General features: G+C 36.0%; 7 protein-coding genes. 5 read left to right on the top strand and 2 right to left on the bottom strand.

All coding sequences use genetic code 11. The annotated features are described in order from the left end of the window. Nucleotides 1-1,143: 1,143 nt before the first annotated feature. From B5D82_RS12880 to B5D82_RS12870, 3 genes are all read left to right on the top strand, one after another. Nucleotides 1,144-4,002 carry a TonB-dependent receptor domain-containing protein gene (locus B5D82_RS12880; protein ID WP_081152064.1) on the top strand — a complete coding sequence of 953 codons (2,859 nt, stop codon included), beginning with the start codon at nt 1,144-1,146 and terminating at the stop codon, nt 4,000-4,002. A gap of 76 nt (nt 4,003-4,078) precedes the next feature. After that, nucleotides 4,079-5,269, top strand: coding sequence for a M14 family metallopeptidase (locus B5D82_RS12875; protein WP_245807470.1), 1,191 nt, complete (start codon nt 4,079-4,081; stop codon nt 5,267-5,269). A 16-nt stretch (nt 5,270-5,285) separates the two neighbouring features. After that, nucleotides 5,286-6,866 (top strand): N-acyl-D-amino-acid deacylase family protein, encoded by a 1,581-nt coding sequence (locus B5D82_RS12870; protein WP_081152061.1) that lies wholly within the window; start codon nt 5,286-5,288, stop codon nt 6,864-6,866. A gap of 682 nt (nt 6,867-7,548) precedes the next feature. Here B5D82_RS12870 and B5D82_RS12865 read toward each other — a convergent pair. Together B5D82_RS12865 and B5D82_RS12860 are read right to left on the bottom strand one after the other, a co-directional pair. Further along, the gene (locus tag B5D82_RS12865) at nt 7,549-8,583 is read right to left on the bottom strand and encodes a homoserine dehydrogenase (RefSeq protein ID WP_081152059.1); all 1,035 of its coding nucleotides are present in this window, start codon (nt 8,581-8,583) and stop codon (nt 7,549-7,551) included. A gap of 52 nt (nt 8,584-8,635) precedes the next feature. Continuing rightward, on the bottom strand, nt 8,636-10,072 hold the full coding sequence (locus tag B5D82_RS12860) for an aldehyde dehydrogenase family protein (protein ID WP_081152058.1): 1,437 nt from the start codon (nt 10,070-10,072) through the stop codon (nt 8,636-8,638). 158 nt (nt 10,073-10,230) lie between these two features. Here B5D82_RS12860 and B5D82_RS12855 point away from each other — a divergent pair, with 158 nt between their 5' ends. Next, entirely contained in the window at nt 10,231-10,704 is a 474-nt protein-coding gene (locus B5D82_RS12855; protein ID WP_081152056.1) for an Lrp/AsnC family transcriptional regulator, read from the top strand. A 708-nt stretch (nt 10,705-11,412) separates the two neighbouring features. Beyond that, entirely contained in the window at nt 11,413-13,605 is a 2,193-nt protein-coding gene (locus B5D82_RS12850) for a transporter substrate-binding domain-containing diguanylate cyclase (protein WP_081152055.1), read from the top strand. The last annotated feature ends 10 nt before the right edge of the window (nt 13,606-13,615 follow it).

Here is a 13,615-nt window from a genome sequence, read left to right as displayed (position 1 = left end):
TTTGGTTATGGCGCTTTATTCAACGGAATAATTAACTAATCCGTTGAATCTAAGTGTCACCACCTTTAGGTATGCTTAAGTAAAGCAATTGAATCTGTCTGTTTTTAACTTACTGCATAGACTTTGAATATATAGTTTATCTTTTATCATAAGGTAACCATTGTGACTTAAGATATGTCTTTTAAATTAAACCCGTTTATTCGTAAACTTTAATAAATATGATAATTGAAGTGCAACGCTTTTATCTTTTAATAGCTATTTGGTTTATCAATAACTCAAGACCCGAAGAAAGTATTGCCATGATTTTCCAATGTTATTGTTCTGGCATTCAGATATTGAAAAAATAAGTTAAGAGTAAGTTACTTTACCCTTTCACTAGTAGAGCAATAATCGGATGGTTTGGATATTGTCAATAAAACTCAAGTTCTTACAGTTTCAAGTGTTGTATTTTGTGACAGGGTAAAAAAAGCACTTGAGCTTGATATACCTGTTGAGGGGTACAACTTTTGTACTGTGAAACAAGTAGAATAATTAGCCGCCCTTTGTTAATAGAACAAACAGAAAAGTAAAAACTACAGAGAACTGGTCTAGGCTAGCTTATTTTCCTTATTATTATAGTTAAAATAAAAGCTGAGGGTATCCATTATTCAATTAGATTCAGTCCTTAACTTAAGTGATGCTATGAATAGATGGTCATCCAGTAAAACCTCAGATTTAAATAGAATAAAAAGAGTGAGAAAGGATTTAAGAAACTCAAGAGTAATAGACATTAACAAGCTCTAATTGGCTAATCGACAATTGTGTTCTTTATTAAATTACATCATATATTGCTAATTAATTATTTAACTCTGGTATACATACCCTTGTTTTAGCCGCCTTATTTTAATCGTTATACTTCAAATGTTTTTTGTAATTATCTTGAATTTATAGAAAACCTAAATTTATATAAATTCAAAAATAAATTAATTGATTCAATATAATGCTTAGCTTATCAAACAAGTCTATAACCTAAGGTTATAGACGATGAATAAAGCGTTAATTGTAGAAAGAGTGAATTTAAGTTTAAGGTACTAAGCAGAGAGATGATTAAGTAATCAACATATTTGACTAATTATAATAAGTTAAAACCAAAGGGTGAGAAAGATGAAACTAAAAACTAAATTCGAATTTAAACAAACACGAATAAGTTTATGTCTATTAGCTGCATTATCAACATATTCTGTACAAGCGGAAGAAGCACAGAGAACGAAAGATGCTGAAATTGAACGCGTTACAGTTATAGGCAGTAACATTAAACGTGCTACTGATGTAAACACTTTACCCGTAACTGCTTTAACTGCAGCTGATATTGAAAATTCAGCGGCAATGTCAGGTGATGAGTTACTACGCTCAATTCCGCAAATGGGATCTGTTAACTTTGGTGAAACCACAGGGTCTTCAAACGTTAACGATGCCCGTGGAGATGTAGGCTCATTCAACCTACGTGGTTTAGGCGCTGGAAATACTCTTGTGTTACTTAATGGCCGCCGTATGGTTAATCACCCAGGAACTCAATCTAAATCAGGCGCAAATAAAGTACCTGTTAATACTGTGAACTCAAACACTTTGCCTGTTTCCGGTCTGCGTTCACTTGAAGTATTACGTGACGGCGCTGCTGCTGTTTATGGTTCAGATGCAATTGCCGGCGTAGTTAATTATGCACTTGATAGTGAATATGTCGGTAGTAAACTTAGCCTTAGGTACGGCCAATCTGAAGGAACTCCGCTAGATGAAACGACTTTTAGTTACCTAGGTGGCATAGAGCTTAATGATGGTCGTTCAAATTTAGTTGGCTCAGTTACTATTTATGACCGTAATGGCATGATGGCAACTGAACGTGCTTATTCAGCAAGTCATGATAGACGTGATTATCCTGGGTTACCTGAAGAGTTTATTGGTGATTCTCAATTAGATAACAGAAGCTCAGATACTCCCTGGGGCGAGTTTAATAGTGATAGCTTGGGCACATTTCATCTCCAACCTGATTCCTTATCAGGGTGTGTAGATTCAGCACTGGATGTCGAAGGTGTTTGTGTTGATCAGGGCAGTACAGGCCAAGATATACGTTTTGACCGAGGTACCACTCGACCACTATCTTCAGATGCTGAAAGAGTAAATTTCTATACTCATTTTACCCATGAAGTTAATGATAATGTTGAGTTTTTTTCGGAAGGTATTTATTACCAAGCAGAGCTTACCAATCAATCAGAGCAAAACCACAATGGCAGTAAGCATCGTTTTAATATAGCAGCAGATGCATTTTATAATCCATTTGACGAAGAAGTACTTTTACGGAGATTTCGTCCTACTGATATCGGACCAAGAACGGTTACAGTTAAAGATACAAGTTTTCGAGTGTTAGCCGGATTTAAAGGCTATATAGGCGATTGGGATTGGGAAAGTGCTGCATTTTACAGTGAAGCGGAAACTAATGACCAAAGCACACGTATTGATGTCAATGCCTTTGAAAAAGCAGTGAACAGTACCGATGAAAGCACCGCTTATAACGTTTTTGGTGGTGGTGATATTAACAACCCTAATACAATTGGTGAAAGACCATTAGTTGCCAAATCAATTAGCGACCAGTTTTTAATTCAAGCACATACAGACTCAGAAACTAGCTTAGCGTCAATAGATTTTAAAGCCAGTAATAGTGAATTTTTCGCTGTGCCCGCCGGAGATGCAGGTATTGCATTAGGTGTAGAGTTTCGTCGTGAAACTTATGACAGTGACCGTTCTAAATATGTAGATGGTAGTTTACCGTTTACAGACTATAGTGGGGTTATTAATGAAAGTTCGTTATACGGGAGTAGCGCAACGACTGACTCTAATGCTAGTCGTAATGTTGGTTCAGCGTTTGCTGAACTTATATTACCACTAATTGACAATGGTGATCAGTATGCAGAAGTTCAACTTGCTGCTCGTTATGAAAACTTCTCTGATGCAGGCGATGCATTTAAGCCTAAAGTTGCTTTGTTCTATAAACCTACTAATTGGTTAAGTCTAAGAGCATCTTATGCCGGAGGTTTTAAAGTGCCGGGACTACAACAAAGTTCTGAAGAAGCAAGTATGCCACGTCGTAGTTCTGAATATGATCCGGTGACAGATTCAACCTATGCTGTTATAGACAATCGTCAAGGTAACTCAAATCTTAAACCAGAAGACAGTGTTAATACTTCTTTAGGGCTTATTTTTAACCCTATTGAAAACTTAACATTTACAGTAGATTATTGGAAAATTGAACAAGAAAATCTCGTTTTCCTTGCTCCTTATGATACGGTTTTAGCTCACGATTATGTTTTGCGACAAGATGGTGGTACTGGTAATTCTAATGTTATTCGTGATGAAGAGCTGGTAGCTAGCCAAGTAAATAATAAATATATAAATGCGTCAAGCCAAGAATTATCAGGTCTTGATTTTGGTCTAGTCTATGATTTAGAAACTTCTTTTGGTGATTTTGAGTTTAATATTAACGCAGCAAAGTTAACTAAGTATGAAACGTCTGTTGATAGCCTCTCTGCCTTAGTTCTCGATGCACAGCAAGATTTAGTAAAATATCCAAACCTTGCAGATGTCGAGGTTGCTGGTGTAGGCGATCTAATCAAACAAGATGGAAATCCTGAATGGCGAGCTAAAAGTTCACTTAACTGGAGACTTAATGGTTGGGGAGCAGGTGTAAGTGTCGATTATGTTAGTGAATTTATCGATACTAGTACTAATTACACGTCAGATGAAGGTGAAAAAGTATTTCTGCCAATAGACAGCATGACAACAGTTAATGTATATGGCTCTCATAAATTTTCAGATGAGAGTTCGCTTGAAGGATTATACGTTCGATTAGGTGTGCGTAATATTGGAGACGAAGAACCACCTTTAGCAGATAATTTCTGGCATGGTTACTCTGGCGATTATCACTCAAATCGCGGTCGTTATTTCTACATAAACCTTAGTAAAACCTTTTAATTAATATTAGATATGGATCAACCTAGTAACAGTTGAGCCATATCTATTTTTCCTAAGCTGTATAAAGGATAAAATCATGAAAAAAACACTACTAATTTGCTTGTTATTTTCTAGTACTTTACTAATCTCCTGTTCATCACCTCTTCTAAATGAAAGTAAAAATACGCAAACATGTAGTACAGGAGCGGTTCAACTAACCACCAACTTTTCAACAGGTCGTATGGATAGTTGTAAAGTTATTGGTAACAATGAATATTTGATTACTCTAATAGCTGAAACTTCGCCACCTGGAAGTCTGCCTATTAATTCTAGTCCTTGGTATGCCTTTCAAATTAAAGCAGATCAACCTACCCCAATTAAAATTATTATGGAGGTAAAAGACGATGTACACCGGTACCCGCCTAAAGTCAGTCTTGATGGGAAAACTTGGAAGTTACAAGATTATGAATTAAAAGGCGAACGTTTAGTTATGGGGCTTACCGCAACGACCCAAGCTACTTTCATTGCTGGACAGGAAATCATTAATAATCAGTATTATGTTGACTGGGCAAATAAAATTAAAAAAAATAGTGATGTTAGCTATGATATTTTAGGAAAATCAACTCAAGGTAGACCCATTTATAAAATTGAAAGTAAGGGGAAAGGAAATGAATGGATTGTTATTTTAGGCCGTCAACATCCACCAGAAATAACCGGAGCTTTAGCTTTATTTCCCTTTGTAGAAACATTTTTAGCTGACAATTCATTAGCACAAAATTTCAGAGACAAATACAATATTTTAGTTATTCCTAACATTAACCCTGATGGTGTAGCTGCAGGAAATTGGCGCTATAATGCTAGTGGTCACGACTTGAACCGAGATTGGAAGGATTTTAATCAGATTGAAACGAAACAAATTAATCAGTATTTAGAGCAACTTGTTGAACAAGGTCAAAAAATAAAATTTGCGGTAGATTTTCACTCTACTCGAAGAGATATTTTTTACACTATGCCTGTAGATTACGGGGTTGAAAACTCGTACTTTGTTGAGCATTGGTTAGGTGCCCTTGACCATCATATGCCTGATTTTACAGTCATACAAAAACCAGGTAACAACCCAGATTTAGGCGTTTCAAAACAATATTTTTCTGATAAATTTAACATCCATGCCATCACATATGAAATGGGTGATAATACAGACAGAACAAAAATAAATAAGATTGCCTTTAGCGCCTCAAATACATTAATGAAGACACTCCTTTCTGATGTTGATCATAATAAAAAATAAGACACTGGATTTATAAATGAAAAATTTCAACTACTCTTTATTCGCTTGTTTAATCACAACTACTATTTTGACTTCATGCTCATCAGAAAAAAGCATACAAGCTGAAAAGGGAAACACCCCGGAAGTTGATATATTAATAGTTAATGGAACGGTTTATACCGGAGAGTTACGTCAAGCTCAATCTCTAAATATTGCTGTTTGTAAACAAACTATTTGTGGGGTTTATCCAAAAGGTAAAAAAGTAAATGCTAGAAAAGTTATAGATGCCTCAGGAAAAATAGTTAGTCCTGGTTTTATTGATCCTCATACCCATAGCCTTGCAGACCTATTGAGCCAAGATAAAAAGAATAACCTGAATTATTTAACTCAAGGAGTGACTACAGTTGTCAATGGTAATGATGGTGGAGGTCCTGTTGATATAAAATCAACCACTAAACAATTACTAGCCAATGGTATAGGCAATAATGTTGCGCTTTATATAGGTCATGGCAGTATTCGTGAACAAGTAATGGGGCGCGAACAACGCTTTGCCACAGAAGAAGAACTTACTCAAATGAAAGCCTTAATGGCACAAGCCATGAAAGATGGAGCGATAGGCTTATCAAGTGGTTTATATTATGTTCCTGGCAGTTATTCTAATACTCAAGAGGTTGTTCTATTAGCTGAAATCGCAGCACAGTATAACGGCGTTTATGATACGCATATTCGTGATGAAAGTACTTTTAATATAGGTTTTTTGGGCGCTGTTGATGAAGCAATTAATATCGCTAAAGAAGCAGGTATTCACCTTAACTTATCTCATATTAAGGCTTTAGGTGTTGATGTTTGGGGGCAAAGTGAAGCTGCAGTGGCAAAAATAGAACGTGCTAAGAAGCAAGGAGTGAGTATTAGTGCAGATCAATACCCATGGTTAGCGTCAGGCACCAAACTTCACAGTGCTGTTATGCCAAAATGGGTAATGGCTGACTCACAAGACGATTTTTTTAAACGATTAAACGATCCTATCCTACGAGAACGTTTGCATAATGAAATTAAAGAAAATATCAGACGTAGAGGAGGCTCTGAATCATTATTGGTTACTGCATTTAAAGATCAAGGTTTCGTTGGGTTAACGTTAAAAGACATTGCGACCATGCGAAATGAAAATGCTATAACTACAGCAATAAAATTAGTGCAGGAAGGAGAAGTGAGAGTAGCATCATTTAATATGTCTGATAACGATGTTGAGTACTTTATGCAATTACCTTGGGTGGTCACTTCATCTGACGGAACAGATGGACATCCTAGAAAATATGCGAGCTTCCCTCAAAAGTATCAAGAATATGTATTGAAGAAAAAAATATTGACTGTTGAGCAATTTATTTATCAAAGCTCTACTAGAACAGCAAAAATTTTAAAACTTGATAAGCGAGGAAAATTATCAAAAGATTATTATGCCGATATCATTATATTTGATCCTGAAACTTTCAAAGCCAATGCTGACTTTTCTCATTGGAATAAATTATCTACCGGTGTTGAACACGTCATTGTAAATGGAGTTCTTGTTATTGAAAATGAACAATACCTTAACAAGCTTTCCGGGAAGTTTGTAAATTAATACCTGTGGTAGTTATCTACCACCTAAAAAGCAAAGTACAGGTCTGGTATTCTAATTTGAATGGTTTGGGGGGATTGCCTTTGTAATGAGTCAGAGGAAGTTGGTGCATGCTTACCGATACAGCTAACGGAGATCCAGCCCATCTGTTCTTATGTTGTGTGCTAGTTCACAAACTTTTAAGCATGATGCTAATTCCTTTGCCATATCAGTATCTACGGTGTTTCCCCTGTTAAATTTGAGGAAGCGTACTTTTCTGAACTAGAAACTGTCTAGTGGAATCTGAGAAGTCCACTTTATGATCGGAAAGTTGACCTTAATATCCAGCAAGTCTTTATGTCTAGAACCCGCACTTTGCTGACATTTTTATTAATAAAGAATCGTCCTTAAAACAGTCAGTAAAGATACGATTGCTGACATTTCAATATTTCGTTTTTCAGACTTCTTGGTGCGCATTGATCTTGCCCCATAAAAATGTCAACTTTAGGATCATATAGCTGACATGAGGTTAATTTTTCTATTGCGGTTTTTGGCACATTACGCCATACAGAATATTACTATTTAACTCTAAATTTGTGACCATATTCACTAAGCCACTACATGTATATTACTCAATTGATTATTAAGAAAAAACATTAAATATGTCAATGTCATTATGTAAAAACATTGACATATTAGTGACTTGCTAGCGTGAATTTTTATGTATTGAAAGTATATCTTCAATAACAGCGTATCCTGTTTCCAAACGCCCAGCACCTGGACCAATTAATGTAATATCACCTAGTAATTCTGTTGAATAGGTAATAGCATTTGTCGCGCCTTTAATTGATGCTAATGGATGTTCACTCGATATCATCTCAGGTTTAACTGATGCTAAGAACCCATCGTTATGCTTTTCAACTGTTCCAATTAATTTCCAATGCTTATTTAAATATGTGGCGTTAGAAATATCATTATTTGTAATATGGCTAATACCTTCACGATCTATATCATCTAATGTAAGAGATAAGTCCATTAAAAGGTTTCCCAGAATAACTACTTTTGCAGCAGCATCATAACCCTCAACATCACCTGTAGGATCTGCTTCAGCATAACCAAGTTCTTGAGCCTGTTTGAGAGCATCTTCATACCCAGATCCTGAAGACATCTCACCTAATATATAATTTGTCGTGCCATTAAGAATCCCTTGAATTTTTGTTATTCCGGCGGCTAACAACATCTCACTACCTAAGTTTATTGAAGGAGTTCCGCTCATTACAGTGCCTTCAATGCCAATTTGCACATTATTGCTTAATGCTATTTTACGAAGTTCAGGAAAGTGTAAAGCAACGGGTCCTTTATTAGTCATAGAAACATGCATACCATTATTTAAAGCCTGTTTAACATGACTTACTGCAGGTTCACCTGTTTGTAGATCAGTAAAAGCAAGCTCTACTAAAATATCAGCTCCACTTTTATCAATCGTTTCAGTCGCATTCCAGCCAGTGATTGGTGCCGAAGTACTTTTTAGATCTCCATGTTTTTCTAGATTAGATAATAAAACTTCAGGGTCTAAACCGTCAGGGTTAGAAAGACTTCCTTTATAGAGATCACATACAGCTACTATGCTTAAATTAATACCAAACTTTTCTATTAATAGTTGTTTTTTATCACTAATAATTTTAGTTAGGCCTTGACCAACATTCCCAAAACCTATTATTGCTAATTTATATGTTTTCATTACGTTCTTCCTAAGTTAACTCTTTAAAATGTTGAATGATTGTTTGATAGCGTTACTTTCGTAAATTAAAACAATAAGTTTTTATGTCGGTCATTTCTTTAACAGCATTCATAACACCTTCTCGGCCAACACCTGAGCCTTTAACTCCGCCAAATGGCATTGCATCAATGCGATAATCACTGCTGTCATTTATCATGACGCCACCACAATCCATTGAATCTGCAAGTTCAAACGCTAATTCAAGATCATTGGTAAATATTCCAGCTTGTAAGCCAAATTCAACATCATTTGCTTGAGCTATTGCTTCTTTTTTGTCAGTAAATCGATACAAAACAGTTATAGGCCCGAACACTTCTTCTTTGGCAATTAAGCAATCATTACTTACATTTGCAAAAACAGTAGGTTGAAAAAAGTTTCCTTGCCTTTTCCCACCACACAGCAATGTGGAATTTTTCTCTAGGGCATCTTTTACCATCGCTTCAACTTTAAGAGCAGCACGATTATTAATCATTGGACCCATCTGCGTAGATTCAGATAGTTTGTCGCCCATAGATATTTTGCTTGCACGCAAACAAAATTCTGAGGCAAACTGATCATATAGTTCATCTTGAATATAAATTCTTTGAACATGTAAACAGTTTTGGCCTGCTGCCCAAAAAGCACCACTGACACATGCCTCCATTGCCAGTTCAATATTTGCATCATTCATTACTATTACGGGGCAATTACTTCCCAGTTCCATTGATACTTTCTTTAAACCTACGTGACTTAGAATTCTTTCTCCGACACTTTTACCGCCAGTAAATGAAACCATATTAATGCGAGGATCTGATACGATTTTATCGCCTATATCTACCCCATAACCTGTAACCAAATTTAAAATACCTTTAGGTAAATTTGTTTTATTAAATAGCTCTACAAGCAGTTTTGCGACAAGAGGCGTCTCATGGTGAGGTAGAATGATTACTGAATTTCCTGCCGCTATAGCGGGACCTATTTTATGAGCGACTAAATTTAAAGGGTCATTAAAAGGAGTAATAGCTGCAACAACGCCAAGCGGTATCCGTCGATAATACCCAAACCTATTTTCAGAGCCAGGAGCTTGATCGAAAGCAATAGTTTCTCCCGTTAAACGCCTCGCTTCTTCCGCGCTAATTCGTATGGTTTCCACACACCTAGAGACTTCTTTACGAGCTTCATTAATTGTTTTAATACCTTCACGTGCAATCATTTGTGCGAACAATTCTTTTTGATTACTTAAATTATCAGCAACTTCATTAAGTACAGACATCCGTATATTTGAAGAAAGTTTTTTAGCTTTTTGGGCACCTAATACTGCTACCTCAATAATAGAGTCCACTTCACTTAAAGAGTTGTTCACAACTGTACCGACTAAACTGCCGTCTTCAGGGTTTAATACTTGTATCTGTGGTTGTGAGCTTTTTACGTCTATAGTAACTGGAGCAGACAAATTTTCTATTGTAGGCATGGAGATTTTCCTTTTTTAATGATTTAGCGAACTATAGATATTTTACCTATCAATTATGGTGTACATCAGTCTTAATTTTAAAATTAACGAGTGTGAGCTATCTTCTTTTAGAGTATATTGATTTAATTGTATCAATAGTTATTGAGGTGTATTGAGTTGTGAAATTAAGTAAGCAAGATCTAAAGATATTGGAATTATTGCAAATAGATGTAAAAACTTCTGTTGAGCAGCTTTCTGAAGAAGTAGGATTATCGACGGCAAGTATACAGCGACACTTAAAGCGCTTAAGAGATAATAAAGTTATCGCTCAGGAAGTAGCGATAATATCGCCTAATGCGGTAAACCAATCAATGACCTTTATTATATCTGTACAACTAAATAGAAATTATAACGATTGTTTCAATTATTTTAAAAACAAAGTAAAAAACAATAATAATATCCAGCAGTGTTATTACATTACAGGTGAGGCGGATTTCGTACTGATAGTGACAGCAAAAGATATGGAAAATTTCGAAGAATTTACTCAATTATTTTTTTTTAGTGATATTGCGGTTCTGCATTTTAAAACATCTGTTGTTATGGGCAGAACAAAAGTTAGCTTAGCACTACCTCTTAATTGTGTAGATATATAAAGCATGTTTCTAAATCATGATAATAAAAAGAATATAGTTTCTTCTGGTTAAATTATGGCAGGCACAGATTTTGCCGTGAGTTGATCTGTAATGATGTGATGGTCGCTTCATCAACCCAAGTTTGGAGTTTGTATACCAAGAGGCGTTAACACCATAGAAAATACTGCTAATGTCAGTAATCATTGAAAATAGCTGACATAAAAATGGAGTTTTTTGCTCTAATAATTTAGACCGGTTTGTGGCATGACCTGAACTGTGTTGATGAATACTCTACTTCCGCTTATGGCTAGCTGAAGAAGTCTCTAATAATCACTAGCTCAATGTTAACAATGAAACGATAGCGGACGTTAGCGTTGATGTTAATTTGCATCCCAAAGTGATCAGAATAATGTTCCTTTTGGGTTGACTGGGCAGCCTTTACTCTTTTTGTAATGCAAATAATGAGGTCAAAATTGGTCTATTAGTTTTATGTCATCGCGATATACAGGAATTTTTCGCCCACACCACGGAACGAACATACCGAACAAGTTGATTGCATCGAAAAATTGATTGTGTTTGGAATTGTGTTTATATTATCAATATTCAGCTTGATATCTCAGTTGGAAATTCAAGAAGCCAATCAACATAACTCTATTGGTTATAAAGCAATTAATTCACTTGATGAAGAAAAAACCATTAGTGTAAGAAAATCCACTGAAAGGAATTACTGTGATTAACCTTAGTTTTTTTTTCATAAGATCAGGTCGTCATTTTCTACTTTACACCGCACTTACACTTTTAATTTTATTGTTTGCTGTTGGCGTCTGCGCAAAAAACGAACTACCAGTCGCGGACACAAAACGTGAACTTAATATAATAGTTCACAATGACCATCATCCCCTTTGGTTTACATTACCTAACGGACAGCCTGCGGGTTTATATATTGATTTATGGAATTTGTGGTCAGTCACGACAGGGACCCCTATTAATTTTATCACCAAGGAATTGAAAGAAGGTTTGCTTCAGGTAAAGTCGCATAATGCCGTGCATTCAGGTTTGTTTAAAAATGAAGCTCGGCAGCGATGGGCTGACTTTTCTGTTCCTATACACAGCGTAAAATCGAGTATTGTGTACCACAAGAAAGGTGATAATAAAAGAAACTTAAAGCAATTTGACGGGATGAAAGTCGCCGTGCCATTAAGCTCCTATCATGAGCAATACATTCTAGATAATTACCCAAACATTACGGTCGTTCCGTATCAAAGTGAATCGAGTATTCATGCTTTAATGAACAATGATATACAAGCCATATTTAATGAATCGCCTGCTCTATATTCTTTGTTGGCTAAAATGGGATTAGCAGGTGTATTAGAATCAAATACCGTTGAGGGGGCAACGAACTTAGTACATGCTGTTGTCGCCAAGGGGCAACCCTTATTGCTCAAAGAGATAAATCGTGGGTTTGAGAATATCCCCATTAAAGCACTAGTTGCTATAGAAAAAAAGTGGTTACCTAACACTACATCATTTTTTAACAGTAATTCTTATTTAGACGTGTTGACTCAATCTGAACGCAACTGGCTGCAAGCTCACTCTTCTTTTACTCTAGGTATAGACCAAAACTCTTATCCATTTGAATTCATTGATAAGAATAACAGTCACAGTGGAATTTCTGCTGACTATATCGATTTTATTTCTCAGAAACTGAAAATAAACTTAAACGTTGTAGAGGATATGACATGGAGTGAATCGTTTGAACAATTAAAAGCTGATGAGATTGATGTTATGTCAAACGTGGTACGTTCGGCCAAGCGTGATAAGTCAATGTTGTTCACCAAGCCATACTTTAAATTTTCGTCTGTTATGGTCACAAAAAAGGGCGAGTTTTATACAGAATCAATGAATAGTTTCGATGGCAAAAAGGTGGGAATCGTCTCGGGATATGTTTTTGCTGAACTACTCGCCAAGGACTATCAAAATATAGAAATAGTGGACGTTTCATCGCCAGAAGAGGGCCTCCAGCTTGTTAATGACGGTGAACTGGACGCTTATATGGATTCATTGGCTGTCATAAATCATTTCATGGACAAAAATAATTATTTTGATTTGATTGTTGCATCATTCACGCCATACAAAGTTGAAATATCGATGGCAGTGAGATTGGGTCTAGAGCCATTAATTCCTATTTTGAATAAAACATTGGACAGTATGGATGCAAAGACCAAATCGAAAATTGCAAATAATTGGTTAGCTGTGCGTGTACAGGAAGGGACTCAGCTTAAAACAATTTTGAAGTGGAGCATTCCAATTTTAACATTGTTATTCATGATTATATTTATATTCATGAGAATTAATAGAAAATTAACGAAAGAAATTGAACAACGCGAGCTATTGGAAGAGCAGCTCAGTCACTTAGCTAATCACGATTCACTCACGGATTTGCCGACACGGCGTTTATTAGAAGACAGGTTTGAAATGGCAATAAACGGTGCTATTCGCTCCAAGCAAATGGCAGCCGTACTCTTTATTGACTTAGATGGCTTCAAGCAGCTCAATGATTCATCTGGCCATGATGCCGGAGATATTGTACTCAAAAACATAGGTAAAAGATTATCAAGTGCCATTCGAAGAGAAGATACGGTTTCGCGTTTTGGCGGTGACGAATTCGTAGTCATTATGACTGATGTAAAAGCCAAAGAAGATGTAGTGACACTAGCAAGAAAAATCATTAGCCAAGTCAATCTTCCCATTAAATATTATGATACAGAGTTAGTTGTGGGTGCGAGTATAGGTATATCTATTTATCCAGAAAATGGAGAGAGTTGTATGTTGCTACTCAAACATGCAGATAATGCTTTATACAATGTAAAGCGCACAGGTAAGAATAATTTTATGTTTTGTTCTCAGTTAGCACCCACATAAGTTACTCCCC

This window comes from Cognaticolwellia beringensis (assembly GCF_002076895.1).
Lineage (GTDB): Bacteria > Pseudomonadota > Gammaproteobacteria > Enterobacterales > Alteromonadaceae > Cognaticolwellia > Cognaticolwellia beringensis.
The sequence above is the reverse complement of the archived record's forward strand: the minus strand, read 5'-3'. Positions and strand labels throughout refer to the sequence as shown.